This is a genomic window from Acinetobacter sp. CIP 102637 (assembly GCF_000368425.1).
GTDB classification, from domain to species: Bacteria; Pseudomonadota; Gammaproteobacteria; order Pseudomonadales; family Moraxellaceae; genus Acinetobacter; species Acinetobacter parvus.
Genome location: NZ_KB849435.1, coordinates 975,824 through 998,516, shown reverse-complemented (window position 1 = coordinate 998,516; position 22,693 = coordinate 975,824). Strand labels below are relative to the sequence as shown.

General features: G+C 37.0%; 19 protein-coding genes and 2 pseudogenes. 19 read left to right on the top strand and 2 right to left on the bottom strand.

Annotated elements, in window-relative coordinates; all coding sequences use genetic code 11:
- Positions 1–29 precede the first annotated feature (29 nt).
- The 17 genes from F967_RS07790 to pyrF all read left to right on the top strand — a co-directional run bounded on the left by F967_RS07790 (position 30) and on the right by pyrF (position 19,197).
- Positions 30–4,973, top strand: coding sequence for a hypothetical protein (locus F967_RS07790; RefSeq protein WP_004799204.1), 4,944 nt, complete (start codon positions 30–32; stop codon positions 4,971–4,973).
- Between the two features lie 92 nt (positions 4,974–5,065).
- Positions 5,066–5,851, top strand: coding sequence for a hypothetical protein (locus tag F967_RS07785; RefSeq protein ID WP_004799202.1), 786 nt, complete (start codon positions 5,066–5,068; stop codon positions 5,849–5,851).
- A 1-nt stretch (position 5,852) separates the two neighbouring features.
- The gene (locus F967_RS07780; RefSeq protein ID WP_004799201.1) at positions 5,853–7,370 is read left to right on the top strand and encodes a hypothetical protein; all 1,518 of its coding nucleotides are present in this window, start codon (positions 5,853–5,855) and stop codon (positions 7,368–7,370) included.
- Between the two features lie 10 nt (positions 7,371–7,380).
- Entirely contained in the window at positions 7,381–9,273 is a 1,893-nt protein-coding gene (locus tag F967_RS07775; RefSeq protein ID WP_004799199.1) for an Hsp70 family protein, read from the top strand.
- 33 nt (positions 9,274–9,306) lie between these two features.
- Entirely contained in the window at positions 9,307–10,548 is a 1,242-nt protein-coding gene (locus tag F967_RS07770; protein WP_004799197.1) for a hypothetical protein, read from the top strand.
- Positions 10,548–11,147 carry a hypothetical protein gene (locus F967_RS07765; RefSeq protein ID WP_004799195.1) on the top strand — a complete coding sequence of 200 codons (600 nt, stop codon included), beginning with the start codon at positions 10,548–10,550 and terminating at the stop codon, positions 11,145–11,147. The genes F967_RS07770 and F967_RS07765 overlap by 1 nt, the downstream gene beginning before the upstream one ends.
- Before the next feature lie 20 nt (positions 11,148–11,167).
- Complete coding sequence (locus tag F967_RS07760; protein ID WP_004799192.1) at positions 11,168–11,473, top strand: hypothetical protein; 306 nt, start codon at positions 11,168–11,170, stop codon at positions 11,471–11,473.
- A gap of 186 nt (positions 11,474–11,659) precedes the next feature.
- Positions 11,660–12,256, top strand: a complete 597-nt coding sequence (locus F967_RS07755; RefSeq protein ID WP_004799190.1) for a 6-pyruvoyl trahydropterin synthase family protein — start codon at positions 11,660–11,662, stop codon at positions 12,254–12,256.
- A 46-nt stretch (positions 12,257–12,302) separates the two neighbouring features.
- Positions 12,303–13,016 (top strand): uracil-DNA glycosylase, encoded by a 714-nt coding sequence (gene ung, locus F967_RS07750; protein ID WP_004799188.1) that lies wholly within the window; start codon positions 12,303–12,305, stop codon positions 13,014–13,016.
- Complete coding sequence (locus F967_RS07745; RefSeq protein ID WP_171062538.1) at positions 13,013–14,137, top strand: enoyl-CoA hydratase/isomerase family protein; 1,125 nt, start codon at positions 13,013–13,015, stop codon at positions 14,135–14,137. The genes ung and F967_RS07745 overlap by 4 nt, the downstream gene beginning before the upstream one ends.
- 6 nt (positions 14,138–14,143) lie before the next feature.
- Complete coding sequence (tadA, locus tag F967_RS07740; RefSeq protein WP_004757940.1) at positions 14,144–14,656, top strand: tRNA adenosine(34) deaminase TadA; 513 nt, start codon at positions 14,144–14,146, stop codon at positions 14,654–14,656.
- A 64-nt stretch (positions 14,657–14,720) separates the two neighbouring features.
- Positions 14,721–15,161, top strand: coding sequence for an SRPBCC family protein (locus F967_RS07735; RefSeq protein ID WP_004799185.1), 441 nt, complete (start codon positions 14,721–14,723; stop codon positions 15,159–15,161).
- Between the two features lie 9 nt (positions 15,162–15,170).
- Positions 15,171–15,848, top strand: coding sequence for a (d)CMP kinase (gene cmk, locus F967_RS07730; RefSeq protein WP_004799183.1), 678 nt, complete (start codon positions 15,171–15,173; stop codon positions 15,846–15,848).
- Positions 15,849–15,966: 118 nt separating this feature from the next.
- Positions 15,967–17,649, top strand: a complete 1,683-nt coding sequence (gene rpsA, locus F967_RS07725; RefSeq protein WP_004679476.1) for a 30S ribosomal protein S1 — start codon at positions 15,967–15,969, stop codon at positions 17,647–17,649.
- A 157-nt stretch (positions 17,650–17,806) separates the two neighbouring features.
- The gene (locus F967_RS07720) at positions 17,807–18,109 is read left to right on the top strand and encodes an integration host factor subunit beta (protein ID WP_004679473.1); all 303 of its coding nucleotides are present in this window, start codon (positions 17,807–17,809) and stop codon (positions 18,107–18,109) included.
- A gap of 14 nt (positions 18,110–18,123) precedes the next feature.
- The gene (locus F967_RS07715) at positions 18,124–18,483 is read left to right on the top strand and encodes a lipopolysaccharide assembly protein LapA domain-containing protein (protein ID WP_004679472.1); all 360 of its coding nucleotides are present in this window, start codon (positions 18,124–18,126) and stop codon (positions 18,481–18,483) included.
- 33 nt (positions 18,484–18,516) lie between these two features.
- Positions 18,517–19,197 carry an orotidine-5'-phosphate decarboxylase gene (gene pyrF, locus F967_RS07710; protein WP_004757943.1) on the top strand — a complete coding sequence of 227 codons (681 nt, stop codon included), beginning with the start codon at positions 18,517–18,519 and terminating at the stop codon, positions 19,195–19,197.
- A 74-nt stretch (positions 19,198–19,271) separates the two neighbouring features.
- On the opposite strand, the pseudogene F967_RS13795 reads toward pyrF, so the two are convergent.
- Positions 19,272–19,410: pseudogene (locus F967_RS13795) on the bottom strand (LysO family transporter); the annotation flags it as partial.
- Between the two features lie 95 nt (positions 19,411–19,505).
- On the opposite strand from F967_RS13795, the gene F967_RS07705 reads away from it, so the two are divergent.
- Complete coding sequence (locus tag F967_RS07705; protein ID WP_004761217.1) at positions 19,506–20,273, top strand: META domain-containing protein; 768 nt, start codon at positions 19,506–19,508, stop codon at positions 20,271–20,273.
- Between the two features lie 49 nt (positions 20,274–20,322).
- On the opposite strand, the gene F967_RS07700 is transcribed toward F967_RS07705, so the two are convergent.
- Positions 20,323–21,840, bottom strand: a complete 1,518-nt coding sequence (locus F967_RS07700) for a flavin-containing monooxygenase (RefSeq protein ID WP_004761216.1) — start codon at positions 21,838–21,840, stop codon at positions 20,323–20,325.
- Positions 21,841–22,046: 206 nt separating this feature from the next.
- Here F967_RS07700 and F967_RS07695 point away from each other — a divergent pair.
- Positions 22,047–22,670, top strand: a pseudogene (locus F967_RS07695) (helix-turn-helix domain-containing protein); the annotation flags it as partial.
- Positions 22,671–22,693: the final 23 nt, after the last annotated feature.

Sequence of the window (22,693 nt, the reverse complement as noted above, 5' to 3'; positions counted from 1 at the left end):
GGATAAATGGAATAGATAGGATTATAGACATGGCAAGACATAGTTTGGTTGCGGTGGGTGGTAGTGGTCAAAGTGCAGCAATTGCATATTTAAGGTTAGCAACATTAAGTGGTATTCATCCAGGTGATTTACCCAATATTTATGTGGTTGATGCTGATATTAAAGACCGTACAGGTGCAGATGCCAAACCGAGTTTATATAATTCATTAAAAGATCTATTTGATAAACTGACACATGGTGCCGAAAATAAACCCGATTTTAAATTGATTTTTCCTTATGCTCATCAACATGGTGAAGTGCAGGGCGGGACGACATTTGCAGATTATGTTTTAGCTCAAGGAGGAGATAGACAAGAGACGCGTTATGTCATTGATAGTTTGTTTAGTAAAAAAACATCTTCAATGAAAAAACATGACCTGAGTGAGCAGGATGTTCCTTTGTCGAAAGGATTTATGGCTCGTCCCAATGTAGGGGCAACTACTTTTTTTGCCAAGTTACAGCAAGAACAACTAGAGCGTGATTTAGATACTTTAAAAAAGGATGTGACCAATGTCCATGGGCAGAACCATGTGATTGTGGTGATCGGTTCATCATTTGGTGGGACAGGTTCGGGCGCAGCGCCATCACTGGCACAGCAGTTGGTTGATTGGGCAAATGAAAAACAAATGACCCCGAAAGTCGGTTTGTTTATGACTTTGCCGTGGTTTAACCCCAATGCAGCACAAACCAACAGTAATGTCGCACCGACATATGGCAATAGTGAAATTCAGGAAAAAAATACCGCAGGCGGTTTACATTATTATGCAACCTCCGATAGTTTAAAAAAGATTGATGTTTTTATTGCCAATTATGCTGGGCATATTCACCGTCGTAATGATGATTCAAATTCGGAACAACCTGAATATGAGCATGTCTTTAATTTATTATTGGCTGCACAAATTCAGAATTATTTTATTAATAAAGCTCGAGGGGATGATAAGTTTAAGCAGGCTAGTACATATACTTTTTATTTACCACAAAATAGACTTATATTTAATGCGGCGGATAGTGCATTACTGGCTTTTTCGGTGAATGATGGTTTAAAGCAGGATTTAACTACATGGTTACATGAGGCACAAGCCTTACGTTTGGCGCTACGGTATAGTGCCAATTATATGACCAAGGAATTTAAACCAAGTCAGGCAGATAGGCGCAATCCGCCAAAAAGTTTAGTTGAACTTGCATTTAAAGTTGCCGAGCAAGATGGTCGTCCGCAAATGATCATTGAGAAAAAGAAAATGCTGGGATTTTCTTCTAAGAAGGAACCTAATCCTGAAATTTATAATAAAATTGCTGAACAACTACGTATTCGTGAGCAACAACTTGCAACCTCTATCGCATGGACGAATCGCCTAAAAGATAATAGCCCAGAATTGAATATTGATGATGCCAGTATTAATGAAAATAATGAGCGTTGGTTTGCTGAATATGCGGCTTTAAATCAATATCAAAAAGATGGTGTTGAAATTGCAAGTATTCGCTTATTTGAAGAAGCATTAAATGTAAATCCTAATCCTAATATTATTCAGGATTTTGAAACACGTACCAAAAATGGACAGGATGCATATACCGCAGCAGCTGTACAGATTGAAGCTGAACTACGTCGGGTTATCCGTTTACGTGGTGCAAATCCTCGTCGAGATGATGAAAATCCAGCCGCAGGTGCAGGGCAATCGGGAGATACTACAACGGTTTTTTTACCGCTCAATGTCAATGGTCAGTCGGTCAGTCGTTATTTACAACAAATTGATTTGGCTAAATTGGTTGGCGATGTCGGTAAGGATTGGCAAGGTAAAGATATTAAGGTTCAAGATAAAAATCACCCTGCTAGTTTAAGCAATTTAATCCATTCCAGCGTACCGAGTCCGTGGGGAACAGCTTTGCTGGAAGAATGGCAGCAAAAACTTGCCATGGACAGTAAGGATAAAATCCTGCTGGCACAAACAGCTCAACGTTTGGAAGCGATTTTATGGGGGATTTTTAGCAATCGTTTACGAGTGATTCGTATCCCTGCACGCCAAAATGAAAGCTTGCTGGATATGGCACTTAAAGTCCGTAGTTTTGAAGTAAAAGGCAAGGGAGTTGAAAAATATGACTGGTTTACCGTGGCAATTGACCCACAAACTCAGCAAGTCATTGCGGCAAACTATCCAACAGTGGGTTGGTTTACTGCACCAACATTAAGCAATATGGATTGGTGGGATGAACCAAATGAGTTTTTTAAAGGTCATTTTGTTTTACCAACAGAAAATGAACAAAACCTGATTGCTGAATATTATGATACCAAACTGATTAAATCATTTGGTGATTGGTTAAAATCACTCTTGAATATAGGTGATTATCGTTGTACATGGTACCCAGTCATTGAGGAAATTTGTAGAAAACTGGATGAAAAATTGCCAAACAATGCGGTTGCTTTGGCTGTTTCAAACATAGATCAGAATGAATGCTTTATTTTATTGACAACAAGTGGTTGTCAAAATATTGCAATCCAGCGTGTCGAAAAAACCAGTCAAGAGATTCTAAAAGATGCAGTAAGTGGTCATTTATTGGTCTTGGAAAATGAAATTGAAGAAGATGAAAATGGTAATAAATATCAATATCAATATCCAGATAGTCCGTTAAGCATTAAAAAACATGGTGCAACTGCAAAACGTATAGATGAAACACCATTATTATTTGCTGAAAAGCAGGACAAAATAAAATTACGTTATTTGATTACTTTAGATGGTCATCAGTTTATACAGGAAGAAATAGCAACGGTTGTACGTTTACAAGTACAAAATGTCATTTTTCCAAACTTTAAAGCAGAGGGCTGGAAACTATATTTTGCAGGGGCAACGCCAACAGAAAACTATGACCTTTATAATGTAAAATTTCCACAATATGCCTATCATTTGTATGAACATAATGGAAATAAATCGAGTCGAGTACAATATATTCAAAATGGTGAGAAGTTAGCTTTTGAAGAGCAGCAACCCTTACATTTTGATCATAATTATGAATTGTTCGGTCGTCCTGATAAATTGGTACTTTATCAGTATATCAATGGAAAATATCAGGAAGCAGGAATTTTTGATATTCAACTCAGAGATTTACCAAAAGAGTTAAATAGTTCATTTAAACTGGCATTAGATTTTGGAACATCACATTCTTGTGTATTGGCATGGGATGCCAGTAATGATGGAAGTACTGATCTCATTCGTCAAATTGATTTTACCCGTTTAAATGATGAAGATAATTTATTAAAAAAAGTCTTTACCACTGTAAAAGGTGATCAGGTTTTATTTGATGAATTTAACTTTATTGCACCATTTGCTGCAAAAACAAGTCAAGACAGCTTAGATAAAAGTGTTTTACCGACTGAGTTTCGTTATAAAAAACAATTTGAACATGAGCAGCCTGTTGAAAATATAGATCGTGGTATACGTTATCTCACTATTTTACCGATGCACTTTAAAGCTGAATCAGCGCTGAATGCGATTAAAGACAATGGGGCAATTGGTGATTTTAAATGGGGGATTCGAGCTGCAAAAAATATTCGGGAAAGAGTATATGCAGGTAGAGAAAATCTCTTGTCTGACCAGTATGTCAAACAAATACTGCGTATGGCATTGATCTTTTTAAGACATGCAGGTTATACCGACCTAAAAACCTTTAGAGCAACCTATCCAGAAGCTTTTAGCCAAGGCCAGATTCGACGTTTTGCCGAAAAACTAGAGGATATTTTCAAACAGCTTAAAGAAGAAACAGGTGTTTCGATAGGTAATGCTGAGGTGACAGAAGATGCCCTAATTATGATGAAAAATAAAATACAGGGCAAATCTACACCAGTTCGATTAACCCAACATAGTCATGGTTTAGTCAGTGAAGCAATTGCCGCTTTAGAAGCTGCTAAAGAAACGGAAAGCCATGCCTTGAAAGAAAAAGGCTTACAAATCGTTCTAGATATGGGTGGTGGTTCAACTGATGTGGCTGTCTTCCTGCAAAAAGAAAAAGCAGGATTAAGTCATGTTGATGCTGATTTACCTTGGAGAATTACTGATAGTTTACGTTATGCAGGGCATGATGTTTTACAGCTTTTAAGTACGCCAAATGTGATTGGGGAGCTAGATAAAAATAGCAATGACAGCTTGGCTTATCGTGTGGGGGTGTTAAAGCTTGCTATACGAGATAATAAAACTATTAATTCAAAATTGGTGGATGGTTTTATTGATAATAGATTTAAAGATGAAAAACAAGATGCGGAAGCATTTTTTGAAGGTTTATTTGAATATACTCGTCAATTAATTTTATCTTATCAAAATTTAGTTGCACAATATACCGAACAACCTTTGAGCGTAGGAATTGTCTTATTAGGTAATGGCTGGCGATTAGGGCGATTGATTTATACTGAAGCAGAGCAACGTAGTCCGATTGGGGCATTACGCAGCGTCATGCAAGATTATATTGTCAAAGGTCTTGATGGATTAGATGAAAAAAATATAGATATTTTATTTCCAGTGGATAAGAAAGTATCTGTTAAAGAATCTATTTGTCATGGTGCATTACATTATAATCCAAGAAATGATAATTATGTTAGTAATGCACACAATAAACGCTTTAGCTTTGTGGCAACGACACAATTGAGTTATACGCAGGATCATATTGCTGGTTTTCTGGAACAGCAGTCATCTGAGTTTCGAGATAAAAATCGAGATATAGAAATTGTGGAGTTTATAAAATTTCCTGAATATTCAAAATTTAATACTCGCCTAGAGAAAATAAAAGGTTGGGAAGGAAATATTCAGCAGTATATGAAGTCTACATTGAATGAAAGCTTTATGGATCAGTGGCGTAGTGATGAAGAAGATATATTGATTAATCCAATGCGAGATTTCTTGGAAGTGATTTGGAAAAAATATGTGCTGTTTGTAAACAGTGTAGATGAATAACTGAACATTATTGATCAATCCAGATAGCAGAGTTTTATTTTTGCTATCTGGATGTTATCTATTTTAATCAGAAAATTTCTGGAGGAAATCGAATGCTACCATCATTTGGAAATGATAAGTTAAATAAAGATCAGGAACGATATTTTGAATTGTTGAATAAACAAAATCAAATTCTTGAAGATAATGGGCGAAGTATTATTCAACTATTGACTACGCTTGTTCAAAAAATTGATAAAAAAGATCAACAGATAGATAGGTTGATACAAATGCTTGAGCAAACAAATCAGAATACTGAAAGGTTGCCATCTGCATCTCGTATAGATATAGGTCAAAAACCACAAAAAATTGTAGATAAAAATTTATCTAATCAGTCGCAATTAAAAGATGAATTTATTTTAGGGGATTTATCTCATTATGACGCTGATAATAAGAAAGAAAAACCTAAACTAAGTCGGGATGAGCTTGAAAAAGAATTACTAGATAATTTATCAGAATTTATGGGAAATAAATTAAATGATAAGGATTCAAAAAAATTTAGAGAAAGTTTTGATATATGGAATAATCAAGGCTATTTTTCACATATTTCATTACGTGATAGTCATATTGAAAAAGAAAGAGATGAGTATAGTACCGTATTACTATTTTTAAGTTCGGATTTGCAATATTTTAATAATGGAGCAAATGCTTTGCTCTATGTGCGTTCAAATATTCCATTAATAAGTAGTAAAGTAGTGAATTATTTTAGTGATGAAAATAATAACCCTATATTCCAAGATGCAAAAATTGAGCAAACGATTCAACCTGCATATTTAAAATATGAAAATAGTCAAGATATATTGATTAAAAAAGGTAAAGTAAAACTGCATCAAGGGAATTAATATGAATTTTAAACTAAGTTTAGCATTGGTCTTGGCAAGTTTAAGCGGTATCTCTTATGCTGAAAAACTTGCCATTGTCATTGATGATTCAGCAGGCATGTGTGGTTATTTGGATGCACCGATTGAAAGAAATGCCTATAAAAAATCGTTACAAGTGCTATTAAAAGCACGAGACAGTAGCCAGCTTGATGTACAAGCCTATTATTTGAGCAATCTAAATAAAACAATGTCATTGGGTACAACTTTAGATCAGATTATTCGTGCCGATAGTAAAAATTGCCCATTTACAGCGACTACTAGCCCTTTGCATCTTGGCTTAGATGAGAAAAAACTAGGTACAGATGCAATTATTATGGTAACTGATTTACTATTTGATGAGGGGACAACAGGCAGTTCAGATAGTCGTTCAGCTTTTATTAATCATTTTGATCGTCTTGCAACCCAGCAACAAAAAAATGCTCAAACTTGGTTTAATACATCGGCAGGCATTGTTGGGGTTAAATCTGATTTTAAAGGGACATATTATAGCATTCAGGGGCAAGGAAAAGTTGACTTTTCTAAACAGATGACCGAACGTCCATTTTATCTTGTATGGATGTCTAAAACCAATCAGTTTTTCCCTTATCTCAATCAAATGACGTATATATGGAAAACACCCAGTCAAGCAAATAAAAAATTAGCAGTTGAGAGTGTTGCGGCAATTCGTCTATTGCCTATTACGGAATTGGTTGCTGCAAAACAAGGTTTATTTTTAAAACCTATTCGTAATAGTTTGTTAGATAAAAGGTTAGCTACACCGAATATTTATTATGGGGCTAAAAATAATAATCCAAAGATTGAAGATAAAATTCAGTCTTTAGAACAAGGTAAATTAGATAACAGTGGAAAATATCCCATTCCATTAGAATGTTTTAAAACTACGGAACAGCCATTGCAGATTAACTTTAGTGCAAGTTGTGCCAAAGATGGTCGCAATCAATCGGCATTATTTAAGCATAAAAACTTCCCTGATTCAGTGATGTTATCTTACCCACTCGATGCTGTTCGAGGTGTAAAAAGAATATATAGTGTCACAACTTTAGGAAATGGCTTTGGTAATTCAGTCACTGCTTATTATCGTGATAAAAATATATCACAAGTATTTTCGCAGTATAAAGGTCAATATCCTGCTAGTCTGGTTTTACATATTGAGGATTTAAAAACACAGAAGTCTATTTTGTGGAATGCTAAAAATATTAAAGATAAAACTCTAAGTTTAAATGTTTTGGAAAAATATCAAGCCCATTCAACCAGTGAGGCATCTATTTTACCTGTAATTAAAAAGTATTGGTCAGATATTAAAGAACCTTGTTTAGAGAAAACAGCAGATTGTAAAAAGGCTGTATCGGCAACCTATCAATTTGAAGATTTAATTTCCAGTTTAAGAACACGTTTAAATGCGAATCAACGTGCAGCAACCTTATTGAATCAGGCAACACAACCTGTAAAGGTTAAAATTGTCTTAGATGAAAATAGGTAATTAAAACTGAATGAATTATTTTGCAATAGATCTGGGTAGTTATCAGGTCAGGTTGGCACATGACCAAATTTCACTGACAGAACCCATTGTTGTATCTCAACAGTTTTTAACATGGATCTGCTATTATCAACAACAATGGGTGATTGGTGATTGTGTTAAAGACTGTTTGAAAAGTTCTACATATATAGAAATATATTATGATTTTTTACGTGATTTAGAAGATAAAAAATCTGATTCTTTTATATCAAGCTATGAGCTTAATCAAAAAATATTTAAACATATTGTTGAAATCCAACCCTATATTAAAAAAGCAAAAATAATTATTGCGGTTGTTCCTGCCTATTTAACTGAATCAAAAAAACAAGCATTAAACTTGATTGCACAGGATACAGGCATCATTTTAGCTGGGATGATTTCATCTGCTTATGCAAAGGCGTTATATCTAGTTTCCAAAACTGATTTTAAAGTAGGTGATATTTTTGCTGTTTATGAATGGGGTACAAGTCAATTTGAGTTTGCTATTTTTACAGTCACTAAAATTGGGCACGATTGTAGAGTTAATTGTATTGCACAAACTTATTTTGATAGAGGAAGCTATCAATGGAATCAACATTTATGGAATATTGTTGCTAAAAAATATCAGGATAAACGAGGAAAAGCATTAAAAATAAATCAGTTACATATCTTGGACCCACAAATACAGGGGACAAGATTAAGGTTTAATGATTATGCTGACAGAGCAATACAGGTTTGGGGTGGTTTAGTATTTTCTGTGGCGAGAAAAGAATTTGAGCAAAGTATACAAGTTGATATAGATCGAAGTATACAATGCATTCAACAAGCATTGATCGCAGCAAATTTATCTAAACAGCAGATGAACAAGATTTATTTAACAGGTGCGAATAGTCAATCTTCTTTTGTACAAAAAGCACTACAAGCTTATTTTGAGCACCATCAAGTTGTTGCTCCATCTGAGACTGATCTTGCTGCAAAAGGTGCTGTCATTTATGCACAATATCCAGAAGTACAGAAAGAAGCTGTAAAATTAAAAGAAATTCATCAGAAAAATGAAGAAATAATTACAAAAGCAAATGATGGTATTCAAAAAACCAATACGGAAAAACCTAAAATTATTGAGAAATCATTGGTATTTATTGATGATTCCAAAAAATTTAAACCTTTAAAAATTGTTTTCTGGATTTTATGTCTTGCTATTGTCGTAGTGATAATAGGATATGGGCTGCTAAATATTAAAAATAAAAATAATCAAATTGTTTTTTTAGATCAATGTAACCATTTAGGAAATAGTACAGCATCTATTCTGATTGACCAGAATATTAACTTTTCTGCACAACAACGGAAGTATATTGTAGAGCATATATGGGGAGAAATTGATAATAATCAACCAGTAGGTGCGTTAATTGAAATTTATAAAATAAATGAAAATGTAAATCATTTAACGTCCATTAAAATTTGTAAACCTGCTCAAGATTCAATATATTATAAAAACTTTAAACAAAAAATAGAACAAGAAATAGATAAAGTTTTTATTACGCCTCAAACAGCAGAGCGAAATATTGCAGAAAATATTCAGACGATTATGAATAATCGGGAAGTGCAACGTTCGGCATATCGTACTTTAATGGTGTTTTCAGATTTAGCCCAACATTCCCAGTACGCATCTGTAAATGAATGTCAAAATCCTGAATCTACAATTCAGCAATTTAAAATGAATATACAGCGTAAAGCAGCCCGACCAAGATTGAATAATACTCGTATTGAGTTATATGTTACAGAAAATCAGGAAAAATCAATCCAGGAGCAACCTTGTTGGCATCAGTTTTGGCTTTGGTTTTTGGGTGATATTCATGGTGATTCCAAATTAGTGAAACGAAATTTTTAATATATGATTTAAATAAGTTTTTGAGGTTATGTTATGAGTAAACAAGGTTTACCAAAGATCTTTATCCCATTTTTAATTGTCGCGGCGATCATTGTCGTCTTTTGTATTAGTGGTAGTTATTATCTCAACTCCTTGCCTGAATGGATACAAAGTGCATGGTTGTTATTTGCAATCATGATTGGTTCACTTATTGGCTATTTTTTCTATGTAAAAAGCCTGCCTTCTCATGACCAAAATGCAGCCGATAGTGTGTATTATTTTGGTTTTAGTTTAACAATTATTACCTTGGCAACATCATCAATTATTCACTTTGGTGCAGGTTCAGATAATCTTGATAATTTAGGCCTGATATTTTCTCAATTTGGAATTGGCTTGATTGCAACCTGTATTGGTTTAATTTTACGTTTATGGTTAATTGCTGATTTGGAACAACAGGATGATTCATATGATGAAGATGCAGAAGAAAAAGCTCGTTATCAATTGGTTTCTGATTTAAGTAATTTTTCTGGGAAGCTTGAGCAACTTCATACAGATTTATATCAAGATTTACAACAGCAGCAAGCCCAATTTTATCAAAAAACTGTGGATGATTTAAAACGATTGGGTCAGGATGTTATACAAGAAATTCGGGATTGTAGTATTGAGTCAATGAAAATGATTCAGGACCATAAATTGCTCTTGGAGCAGGCACAAATTCATATTGTTGAAGAGGCACTGAATAATTTTAAAAATAGAATAAAAATCGCAGGACAAGAAATGGGAGAAATTCATCAACAGATGAGTCAGCTTGATTTTAAAGTCATTAGCCAAGATACCCAGCAATCTTTAGGCCAATTAAATCATTCAATCCATCAATTTTCGGCAAATACATTACAAAATACGCAAAGACTTGAGCAATCTATGCAGCATTTTGTGGCAGCTACGGATGGGTCAACGATATATTTAAATAAAACACAACAAGATTTTTCAGAGTTTTCACGAATGATGAATCAATATCGTGGTGAAGTCGATGTATTAACACAAGGACTAAAGTTAACTAATTCTGAACTGATTAATCATCATCAGTATTTAGAGCAACATATTCAAGATTTAAATCAGAATCTTAGTCAATATAGTGTTGTATATCAACAATACCATCAGGTATCAACAGACAGTATTCAAAAAGCTCAACAAGCGGTAGATAAAGTTGCACAGGCATTAACTGAAGTTGCTAATAAAGCAGTTGCGACAAAAACTGAAAATCCTAAATCTAAAATAGATAAAGGGATGATGTAATGAAAAAGAGAAAAAATCATAAACGTGAGGATGTTTTATATTTAACTTTAGTAGATTTTTTTCTACAAATGTTATTTTTAATTATGATTGCATTATTGTTTTATATTGCATTTTATAAAAAAGTCACAGCACCTTTACCTCGACCAATTGAAATCCCTGAAAATGCAACTCTCATTGATACAGCATTGAGAGATAAGGCTCTAGATGCACTTGATTTTATTCAAAAAATGGGAGGAAAAAAAGAAATTGAACTTGCTATCCAAAAAATGAAAAAAGGGCAGGGTTTACCCTCTTGTGCTTGGCAAAGTGATACCAATGGGGAACGTATTGCAAAATCAATTGCGACATTTACTGCAACTGATTCAACCATCACTTTACTGAGTTGGACGCCAGAACTTGCTGAATTGCATCGAAATTTAGGTAAAGGTGAACTGAAAGCCAATATGCAATGGAATCTGAAAGGTTTTGTTTGGGCGTGGAATGGTGTATTGGCAAAATACCCAAAATGCCGTTACACCGTGACCTTAATTGAGCGTACAGGTTTGGTTCGACCACGTGACCACGTACAGTCTGTGTTTTATGCACGAATTCGTCGTTGATTAAACTTTGGGGAATAAAGGTGAATTCATCAGAAAAGACTTGGCAGGCATTGGATAGTGCATTAGCCAATTATGAAAAGGTCAGTGTCCAACAAATTATGTTGCGTATTGAGGAAAAACGGGATTTAGATGCTGAAACATCCATGGCTATTGTTGCTGTAAATTCAGCTTTCGTTAAAAATGATGATATTGTTCCTCCATTGATCAAAGATGAAGAAAAAGGTACTCCATCTCCGTCCAAAGCTGGCAAAACAGGCTTAAGTCGGCAGATCATTTATGTGGTTTTAGGTTTGCTACTCTGTTTGATGCCCATCATGTCCAGATAATGTCGTTGATCAACTTTGTCTGATGGGTACTTATTGATTGACATCTTAACCAATGATTCGATGCTATGTAAGTTTTTTGAACAGGATTTATTTTAGCTGGCATGACAAATTTTAAGATCCTCTCACAATGCTTGGTTTTTTGCTTTATAATAAAATCCGTTTTGCAGAATAAGATCAGCTTGGTGCATGTTAATTCGTAAATTATTTAAGTTTGAAAATGCTCATATTGTGCGTAACTGTACATCGGACCGTTGTAAGCGTTCGATTCATGGGCACAGCTATAAAGTTGAATTACTGTTAAAAGCCTCAAAGCTGGATCATGGACAAATGGTTTATGATTTTGGGTTGTTAAAAGGTATGATTAAGGAGCTTTTTGACAGTTTTGATCATGCCATTTGCTATTGGCAAAAAGATGACCCTGAATATATCGCCGCATGTCAAACATTTAGTGCGCGGTGGATTGCGTTACCTGTTTCGCCATCTGCTGAGCAATTTTCACGGATTTTCTTTTATCTGGCACAGCAGGTGCTTCATTCAACCACTACCCAAAATGGTGAGGGTGATGTAGAGGTTTATTCGGTGATTGTGCATGAAACGGATACAGGTTATGCACAAAGTTTCATAGAAGATATTGAAAACGAACAAATGGGTATCTTAAATTTAGACCAGATTATTTTTTCAGAACAGGTACAGGCGGAATGGAGTGATCCTCAAATGTATGAGAATCTGAAAAAAGGAATAAGATTCCAGAATCCAAACGTAGAACTACAAGTCAATATTTGAGTGGTCTGTTACTTTACAACAAATAAATTTATTGCAGGGAATGTTGATGCAATTTACTGAACAACAGCAGGAAAAACTTAATAAAGTTCAGTTGGATGAGTCATGGAAAATCTCTTTGTCAGAATTTCTACTCAGTCAGAAGATGGATCATTTAAGAGAGTTTCTACAGCAACAGATCCTTGCTCAGAAAACAATTTATCCGCCTAGCAAGCAAATTTTCAATGCATTAAATACAACCCCGTTACAGGATGTAAAGGTCGTGATATTGGGTCAAGATCCATATCATGGCCCAAATCAAGCCAATGGTCTAAGCTTTTCTGTACAAAGAGGGGTTGCATTACCTCCATCTTTGCGTAATATTTTTCATGAATTACATACTGATCTCACAGTGCCGATTTCCCGTCATGGGGATTTAAGTAAATGGGCTGCTCAAGGGGTATTGCTATTAAACAGTGTACTTACCGTCGCGGCAGGGCAACCGACATCGCACCAGAAACAGGGATGGGAAGAGTTTACCGATGCTGTCATTGATGTGTTGAATGAACAGCGGGAGCATGTGGTCTTTATTTTGTGGGGTGCGTATGCACAACGTAAAGGACAGCGCATTGATCGAAATAAACATCTAGTGTTAACAGCTGCACATCCCTCACCTTTGTCTGCAAACCGAGGTGGTTTTTTTGGCTGTAAAGTATTTTCTAAAACAAATCATTATTTGAAACAACATGGCATTGAGCCAATAGACTGGCAACTGGACGCATAATGACTTCTCCCGATTTAAATAGTTATCACCCAGATTTAATTATCGAAAACGCTAAAAATGGTTGGCGTATTGTTCGTTTAAACCGACCAAAATCTTTACATGCACTTGATGAGTCAATTGTGAGTGCTTTATTGAAAGTATTTGAATATTTTCATGAAGATGACAGTGTTAAAGCAATCTGGTTTGATTCAACCACACCAAAAGCCTTTTGCGCGGGTGGTGATGTTCGTAAACTCCGTCAACTTGTCATTAATAATGAAGTAGATACGGCAAATAAATTTTTTGAACAAGAATATGCGCTTGATTTATTGCTTCATAACTATGCTAAGCCAATCGTAGTTTGGGGTGAAGGTTATGTCATGGGTGGTGGTTTAGGACTATTCATGGCCGCGCCTTTCCGTCTAGTCACACCTTATTCACGTCTTGCAATGCCTGAAATCAATATTGGTCTCTATCCTGATGTAGGGGGAAGTCGTTTTCTTGCAGATCGTGGTCAAATTGGGCTGTTTACAGGTTTAACGGGTTCAATTATGACTGCAGCTGGTGCTTTTAGCATTGGTTGGGCAACTCATATTTGTGAAGCACAGCGAGATAATGTTCTTCAAAAAGTTTTGAATGTGGATTGGAATCACTATCCTGCGGGTGCTTTCCGTGCCATTGATGATACTTTAAATAGTCTACATCGTCCTGTAGCGGCAGGTCCTCTGCAAAACTCAATCGATGTGATTCATAGTGTTTGCCGTGGTCAAAGTTTTGAGTATGACTATCAAGCGATTATTGGTCTGAGTGATGCAAGTAGTGACTGGTTACGTCAGGCAAGTGAGAATCTGCAAAAAGGTTCTCCAAGTACTGCTGCGATTACATGGTTGCTATGGCAATGGGGCAAGCAAGGGCATGCCTGGGATGAAGTTTTTGCATTAGAATCACAAATCTCTGACTGGAAAATTCGGCATCCCGATTTTGTCGAGGGTGTCCGTGCACGTTTAGTTGATAAGGACTTATCACCAGAATGGAAAGCAGCCGAGAAAATCACATTACAAGATATTTTATCTCACTGCCCTCCAGTGACCACGATTGATAGCTGGAATACATTATTAAGACAATATGGTGTGATTGTTTAACCCTATATGAGTTCAACTGAAACGAATGATGAATACTGGATGCAGTTTGCTTATGAGCAGGCTAACCTAGCCGCATCACAGGACGAAATTCCAGTTGGGGCTGTAATTGTAAGCCAGAATAAGGTGATTGGTTCGGGTTATAATGCACCAATCAAGCTTTCTGATCCAACTGCACATGCTGAAATCCAGGCACTTCGTTCCGCCTGTCAGGCTATAGATAATTACCGTTTGCCAGATGATGCCACACTTTATGTGACGCTTGAACCTTGTACGATGTGTGTTGGTGCACTCATTCATGCCCGTATCAAAAAAGTAGTGTTTGCTACAACAGAGCCTAAAGCTGGTTCGTTGGTCAGTGCAAGACAGCTACTTGAAAGCGGCTATTACAATCATAAATTTACTTTTGAACAGGGATGCATGCAGGCACAGTGTTCATCCCAGTTAAGTGAGTTTTTTAAGCGTAGACGTGATGAAAAGAGAAAAATCCATTCGTCAAAAACGTCCTTAAATGATTCATAATGCTCTTGTAGTTGTGGCAAACTAGGCCCTCCCATGATTTTGGTTAGATCAAAAAGGCGAAGCTATGCGTAATGCAATCACCATACAAAAAGAATTCAATGCACCCATCTCTGATGTTTTTGATTTATTGTCAAAACATGCAACCTACAACAAGGCGTTTGCACCTTTACAGGTGGTGCGGGTAAAGGATTCTGCTGACCCTCAACGTCCTGATGGCATCGGCTCAATTCGTCGTATGGGTTTTGGACCAGTGAAGCCTCTTCAAGAAGAAATTACTTTGTTGGAAGAGAATAAGCGTATTGAATACAAGTTAATTAATAATCCACTAGTAAAACATCATTTGGGACAAATTGATTTTAGGGAAATTACACCCTACATCACTTTGGTGACCTATAAGATCGAATTTACCGCAAAAGCACCTTTTGTAAGTAAATTAGTTCTTGCACAACTCAAGGCAGCGATTACACTAGGTTTTTCAAAATTAGCAAAATCAGTTGCTTCATAAGAGACAGGAATGACAGTTCAAATTATTACGATTGATGGTCCAAGCGGATCTGGTAAGGGAACATTAGCCGCGAAAATAGCGGCTCATTATCATTTTAATTTATTGGATTCTGGTGCGCTTTATCGTTTACTTGGGCTGTCATTGTTTCAAAAGGGCTTGTTGAACCAAATTGAAGCAAAGCTAGATCAATGCATTGATTATGCAATTCATTTGGATATTGAATTTAAATCAAATGAGACCGCTACGCAGGTGTTGCTTGAGGGGAGAGATGTCACCAATACCATTCGAACAGAGCAGGTCGGTGAGTATGCTTCTAAAGTGGCAACTGTGCCAGAATTAAGAAAGGCATTATTTGAACGTCAACGTGCATTTATCCAGCATCCAGGACTGGTTGCTGATGGTCGTGACATGGCAACCTCCATTTTTCCTGAAGCGCAAGCCAAGTTATACCTTACAGCATCAGCTGAATCGCGTGCTGAGCGACGTGTAAAACAGTTGCAGGGTATGGGGCTTGATGCTAAAATAAGCGACATTTTATCTAACATACAGGCTAGAGATAAAAGAGATATGGAGCGTGAAGTCGCTCCGCTCAAGCCAGCGGAAGACGCCTATATCATTGATAGCTCTACAATAGGCATTGATGAGGTCTTTAAGCTCATGGTTGATTATATCGATAGTCGTATATAAATAGATATTCAATGAATTTTCAGTTGAAGCATGGTCTGGTCAGATTTTTATGGCTATGTAACAACTTAACTAAACCGATCTTGTCTGATCCAAGACCGTTGAATTTTTTAGGTATATCATGACCGAATCTTTTGCAGCCCTCTTTGAAGAAAGCGAATCAACCCTTAATATTGACAAAGGTGCCGTAATTAAAGGTATCGTTGTTAGTATCGACTCTGACTGGGTAACTGTTGACACTGGCCTTAAATCTGAAGGTGTTGTTGACCGTGCTGAGTTTTTAAATGAACAACGTGAACTTGAAGTTCAGGTTGGTGATGAAGTTGATGTTGTTGTTGAAGCGCTTGACAACGGTATGGGTCAAACAGTTTTATCACGTGAAAAAGCGAAACGTGCTGAAACCTGGACTAAACTTGAAAAAATCTTTGAAGATGGCGAAATCGTTACTGGTGTTATCTCTGGTAAGGTTAAAGGTGGTTTCACTGTTGACATCGGTCCTGTACGTGCATTCCTGCCAGGTTCTTTGGTTGACACTCGTCCGATTCGCGACACAACTCACCTTGAAGGTAAAGAGTTGGAGTTCAAGGTTATCAAGCTTGATGCCAAACGCAATAACGTTGTGGTTTCTCGTCGTGCCGTAATGGAAGCTGAATCTTCAGCTGACCGTGAAGCATTGCTTGCTCAGCTTGAAGAAGGTCAAACTGTTACTGGTACAATCAAGAACCTTACAGATTACGGTGCATTCGTTGATCTTGGTGGTATTGATGGTCTTCTGCATATCACAGATATGGCTTGGAAACGTATCAAGCATCCATCAGAAGTGGTTGAAGTGGGTCAGGAAGTTACTGTTAAAGTACTTAAGTTTGACAAAGAGCGTAACCGCGTATCTTTAGGTCTTAAGCAATTAGGCGAAGATCCATGGTTGGCGATCATGAACCGTTATCCTAAAGGTTCTATCGTTAAAGCTCGCGTAACGAACTTAACTGACTACGGCTGTTTCGCAGAAATCGCTGAAGGCGTTGAAGGTTTAGTACACGTTTCTGAAATGGACCACACTAACAAAAACATCCACCCATCTAAAGTTGTTCAGATTGGTGATGAAGTTGACGTTATGGTTCTTGAAGTTGACGAAGAGCGTCGTCGTATTTCTCTTGGTATCAAACAAACTCGTGCTAACCCATGGGAAGAGTTTGCTAAGAACCACGACAAAGGTGAAAAAGTTTCAGGTACAATTAAGTCAATCACTGACTTCGGTATCTTCATCGGTTTACCAGGCGGTATCGATGGTCTAGTTCACTTGTCTGACATTTCTTGGAACGAGCAAGGCGAAGAAGCAATTCGTCGTTACAAGAAAGGTGACACAGTTGAAGCGGTTATCTTGTCTGTTGACGCTGAAGGCAACCGTATCAGCCTTGGTATCAAGCAATTGAACAGCGACCCATTCAATGACTTCTTGGCTGCGAATGAGCGCGGTGCCTTGGTTAAAGGTACTGTAACTGCTGTTGATGCGAAAGGTGCTACAGTTAAATTGGCTGATGACATCGAAGCAACACTTAAAGCTTCTGAAATCAACCGTGACCGCGTTGAAGATGCAACCAAGTTCCTAGAAGTTGGTCAGGAAGTTGAAGCGAAGATCATCAACGTTGATCGCAAGTCTCGTTCAATCAACTTGTCTATCAAAGCGAAAGACGAAGCTGAAGAGAAAGAAGCTGTAAACAATGCTCGTCAAGCTGCTGCTACACAAGTTGCTGACAGCAATGGTCCTAAGACTATTGGTGACTTAATTAAAGCTCAAATGAAGTAATTTGTTAAAAAGTACGTTTCTTGTAACAGAGAAGTACTTTTTTATACAAAAATACTGTAAACGGTAGCGTAGTATTGATGTACTGCGCTACCGTTTTGTATTTAAACAGGTTATTATTAAAAACATTAAAAAGTAGCAATAATTAAAGAGGTCATCAATGACTACTGAAGCACTTAATAAATCTGATTTGATTGAACGGATTGCACTTAAAAACCCACACTTGGCTGAACCTTTAGTTGAAGATGCAGTTAAGATCATGATTGACCAAATGATTGAAGCGCTTTCAAATGGTGATCGTATCGAAATTCGTGGTTTTGGCAGTTTTGCATTGCATCATCGTGAACCACGTTTAGGACGTAACCCTAAAACAGGTAAGGCTGTTGATGTTGCGGCGAAAGCCGTTCCTCACTTTAAACCAGGTAAAGCACTTCGTGATGCGGTAAACGAATCTGCTGAATAATATTCGAGGTGTGTATGCGTTATATATTAATTGCATTACTTATTGCTATATTTGGTTATTCGCTTGCCTTGGTTTTGCAGAACCCAGCAGAGTTGGAGGTAAACTTATTGTTTACCCAAGTCCCTGCGATGCGTTTAGGTCTATTGCTTCTATTAACATTGGCATTAGGCATTGTTGTTGGTCTACTTCTTGGTGTCCAGGTATTTAGGGTTTTCCAAACCAATTGGGAAATTAAACGTTTACGTAAAGACATTGATCATCTGAGAAAAGAACAAATTCAGGTGGCTCAACAAGCTGCTGCTCAGGCTGCTGCAAGTACAAGACATGAAAAAACTGTGCTGGATATTCACACAGAAAATAAAAGCCCATTATAATATGGGCTTTATTTTTATTGGGAAGAAAAGCTCTTGAGTATCATTGTTGCCTTGGATGCAAAAAGCGAATACGACGCTCTGACAATTGTGGAACAACTTGATCCTACTCTATGTCGTGTCAAAGTAGGCAAAGAGCTTTTTACTCATGAAGGTCCATCTGTTGTTAAAAACTTAAAGAACAAGGGTTTTGAAGTTTTTTTGGATTTAAAATTCCATGATATTCCGAATACCACCGCTCAGGCGGTTTGTGCGGCGGCTGATCTAGGTGTTTGGATGGTCAATGTACATGCATCTGGTGGTCGCAAGATGATGGAAACCTGTGTTGAGCGTTTGCAAGCAGGAAATTATCAAACACAATTGATTGCAGTGACTGTTTTAACGTCAATGGGACGTGAAGATTTGCGTGATATTGGTTTGGATATCGAACCTGTAGAGCAAGTTAAACGCTTGGCCAAGCTCACTCAAGAGAGTGGCCTGGATGGTGTAGTATGTTCGGCACAGGAAGCAAAAATTCTTCGTGAAATGTTAGGGGCAGATTTTGCATTGGTAACACCTGGTATTCGTCCTGAGGGTTCGAATGCAGATGACCAGAAACGTATTGTGACACCTAAACAGGCAATGCAAGATGGTTCAACCCATTTGGTCATTGGCCGTCCAATTACCAAGGCAGAAAACCCAACTGAGATGCTCAAGTCTATTTTAGCTTCGATTTGAATCAATAGATCTTCATGTAAGGGCGAACTTGTGTTTGCCTTTTATATTGATTTGATCAATTCAACTGACATTCATTAGAATTTCAGATTTAAAAACAGAGTTATCAATAGGGGGGAGTAGCGAAAGAATTAATCCGCTCATCATGGCATGAGGTACATAATACGTACCACATGATTGCTTCACCATTGCCAGGGTAACATCCATTGAAGTTGCTTAATTTTTTATTTTATCCCAGTATATGATTCATCCATTATGCCCAGAAAAGTGCTATACAAAATATCAGCAGATAGATATGGAGGAGGGACTAAATGCAAGTTAAATCTATATTTTTCTTTTTATGCTGTAGTGTGGGTTCACTTGCTTGTACCCCAGTTGTACAGGAGCCAAAAAAGATTTCAGTAGATCCAGAGAAAATATTAACTTCATATTTTTGGCAATATCAACCCCCGAATGAGAATCCTCCAATTAAATTAAACTTTGAAAATAATAGTGTTGGGGTGAATACAGGGTGTAATGCTGGTGGTGCGCCTTATAAAATTCAGGGGAAAAAATTAATTGCGACAGAAAGTTTTGTGCTAACCGCTAGGGGATGTCCTGATGAATTAGCAAAACAAGAAGTATTAGCGACAAATTTATTTGATCAAGACAAGCAGGCTATATTTACCTTGGATTCAACCAATATTGCTCAACCAACCTTAACATTTAAAATGTTAGATAGTCAGCAGTATTCATTTGTAGGAAAAATGACACCTGAAACAAAATATCAGTCTAAACCTGAAATTTTAACATTTGAGGTTTTTCCTCATTTCGTATCTTGTGAAAATAACAGTGCAGCTTCCGAACGACCACAATGCTTAAAGATTCGTGAAATTAAAGAGGTCGGATTATGGGAGAATCGGGAAAAAGGACAGTGGCAAATTATTAAACAAGATCAAATTGAAGATTATCAGCATATTGAAAATACGTATGCCATGATTTTAGTGAAACGTTTTCCACTAAAAGATCACAAGCGTCCGTATGTGGATGTTTATTACACCACACCAATGTCAGGTAATGGCGATTATTACGAACCTTAAAACAATAAACGAGAGGATCATAAATTATCCTCTCGTTTATCATTACAATTTAAGCGACTTGTTTTTTTGATTGCTTAGCGTCATTACTCATAAAATTATAATCAGCAACATTCGCTTTACGCGTTTCTAACCAGTATTTCCAGGTATAAGTTGGCCATAGAGAGAAGTTCTTGCCATCAGCCGCCTGATACCAACTGCTACAGCCACCTGCTTGCCATACCGTACCTTTAAGCTGTTCCTGTACACGTTCGTTGAACTGATCTTGTGCATCATGCTTGATTTCAATCGCCTGAGTAGCTGTTTTATCCACGGTCTGGATCAACTGTAGAATATAGTTCACTTGTGATTCAATCATGAAAATCACAGAGTTATGCCCTAAGATTGTGTTAGGACCAAGTAGCTGGAACAGGTTCGGGAAGTTCTTGGTGACAATGCCATAATAACTCTCAGCGCCATCTTTCCATGCCTGTTTCAGCTCAATGCCATTACGACCGACACAATCAAAATGCTTTAAGTAGATACGTGGATCGGTAATAAAACCTGTACCATAAATCAGGCAGTCAATCTGACGTTCTTTACCATCTTTGGTGATGATGCCATTTGCAGTAATTTCCTGAATAGCATCTGTAACCAGTTCAACGTTTTTACGGTTAAAGGTTGGAAAGTATTTGTTGGAAATCAAAATACGCTTACAACCCATGACGAAATCAGGAGTTAGTTTCTTGGCGAGTTCTTTATCTTTCACCTGAAAACGAATAAAGGCTTCTGCAAGCTTTTGACCATATTTCATGATCTGAGGTTGTACAATCGGCACGACACGAGACTCATTGGTCCAGTACAAGCGGGTACGATGGATTTGGCGATAAATATTCGATGCCTTGAACAAAGTCTTGCTGAGTTGTGAATATTTACGTTCATCACGTGGGATGACCCATGCTGCAGTACGCTGAAACACATAAAGCTGTTTTACTTCGGGTGCAATTTCAGGAATATACTGAATGGCACTGCCACCTGTACCAATAGAGGCAACAGATTTACCACTTAAATCATAATCGTGTTCCCATTTTGAAGAATGGAAGACTTTGCCTTTGAATTTCTCAATCCCTTTAATGTGTGGAATTTGGGGAACATGCAGTGGACCAGAAGCAAAAATAACAAATTGTGCTTCAAGTGTTGGCTGGTCTTTAAATTCTACAGTCCAGACATTGCGGTTTTCATCAAACTGAGCATGAGTCACTTCATGATTAAATTTACAATAATCTTTTAATTTATATTGTTCAGTAATGTCCTGAATATAAGTAAAAATTTCATCTGCTTCTGCGTAACGTTTGGACCAGTCGGTTTTAGGTGCAAATGAAAGGGAATACATATGCGATTGAACGTCACATGCTGCGCCTGGATACTGGTTTTCTCGCCATGTGCCACCCACATCATTGGTCTTTTCCAAAATCACAAAATCATTGATTTGACTTTGTAATAGTCGAATAGCCATTGCCAAACCACCAAAACCTGCACCAATAATGGCAACTTTGGTTTTTTGAATTGCATCCTTGTTCGCATTACGCATAGCCCATCCCCTACACAGCTAAATTTTGTGCAAGTTTAAAGGTTTTATCGAGATTAAATATGATTGTATAGACGCAGAACTTGATCATTTCGGCAATTCATTTACATGCTTTTTTATAGTACAACATTAAAGTCTTGAGAATTGCATTTGGAATTATGAAGAGATCTATCCTCGGATTAATGTATTTGATTCAAGGCATGCGTCATCTCCGAGCACAATGTGAAATCTCAGGTACCTATAAGTTTTTACAAGATATTTTTAAAATGATGGGGCTGGAAATTCCTCACATTCAAATTGAATTACCATTTAAAAGGCCAAAAGACTTGGCATTGATGGCTGCCTATCAGGACTATTATGGGCAGGATGTCAAATTTGATTGTGATCAGGCGGCATTCATTCTGGACGATATTCAAATCCTGCAAATTAAAGTCCCCTCCGCAGATACATTGATCTATCGGGTGTATGAGGAAAAATGCCTACAGGATTTAGCAAAGCTGGAGAAGAATGAAAGCCTCAAGCTGACCGTTGTCGAATATGTTGAAGATTATCTGGAACTGCAGAATGGCGTGATTCCAACCATGACGGAAACAGCCTGTGCATTGAACATGCCTGAACGAACTTTAAGGCACCAATTACAGCAAATGCAGACCAGCTATAAGGAAATTCGGGAAAGGCTCATCAAGCAAAAGACATTAAAATTCATTGAAAACAGTTCGTATTCGATTGAGCAAGTGGCCGAAATGTTGGGATATTCTGAACCTGCAGCATTTAATCATGCCTTTAAAAGATGGTTTGGACAAAGCCCTAGACAATATCATCGAAATAGCTAAATAATTAAAAATGGTAGATTATG

Coding starts and splice junctions, on each gene's coding strand:
- rpsA (WP_004679476.1), top strand. CDS start 15,967: ATGACCGAATCTTTTGCAGCCCTCTTTGAAGAAAGCGAATCAACCCTT.
- tadA (WP_004757940.1), top strand. CDS start 14,144: ATGAGTTCAACTGAAACGAATGATGAATACTGGATGCAGTTTGCTTAT.
- cmk (WP_004799183.1), top strand. CDS start 15,171: ATGACAGTTCAAATTATTACGATTGATGGTCCAAGCGGATCTGGTAAG.
- F967_RS07780 (WP_004799201.1), top strand. CDS start 5,853: ATGAATTTTAAACTAAGTTTAGCATTGGTCTTGGCAAGTTTAAGCGGT.
- F967_RS07755 (WP_004799190.1), top strand. CDS start 11,660: ATGTTAATTCGTAAATTATTTAAGTTTGAAAATGCTCATATTGTGCGT.
- F967_RS07715 (WP_004679472.1), top strand. CDS start 18,124: ATGCGTTATATATTAATTGCATTACTTATTGCTATATTTGGTTATTCG.
- ung (WP_004799188.1), top strand. CDS start 12,303: ATGCAATTTACTGAACAACAGCAGGAAAAACTTAATAAAGTTCAGTTG.
- F967_RS07770 (WP_004799197.1), top strand. CDS start 9,307: ATGAGTAAACAAGGTTTACCAAAGATCTTTATCCCATTTTTAATTGTC.
- F967_RS07700 (WP_004761216.1), bottom strand. CDS start 21,840: ATGCGTAATGCGAACAAGGATGCAATTCAAAAAACCAAAGTTGCCATT.
- F967_RS07790 (WP_004799204.1), top strand. CDS start 30: ATGGCAAGACATAGTTTGGTTGCGGTGGGTGGTAGTGGTCAAAGTGCA.
- F967_RS07765 (WP_004799195.1), top strand. CDS start 10,548: ATGAAAAAGAGAAAAAATCATAAACGTGAGGATGTTTTATATTTAACT.
- F967_RS07775 (WP_004799199.1), top strand. CDS start 7,381: ATGAATTATTTTGCAATAGATCTGGGTAGTTATCAGGTCAGGTTGGCA.
- F967_RS07785 (WP_004799202.1), top strand. CDS start 5,066: ATGCTACCATCATTTGGAAATGATAAGTTAAATAAAGATCAGGAACGA.
- F967_RS07705 (WP_004761217.1), top strand. CDS start 19,506: ATGCAAGTTAAATCTATATTTTTCTTTTTATGCTGTAGTGTGGGTTCA.
- F967_RS07735 (WP_004799185.1), top strand. CDS start 14,721: ATGCGTAATGCAATCACCATACAAAAAGAATTCAATGCACCCATCTCT.
- F967_RS07720 (WP_004679473.1), top strand. CDS start 17,807: ATGACTACTGAAGCACTTAATAAATCTGATTTGATTGAACGGATTGCA.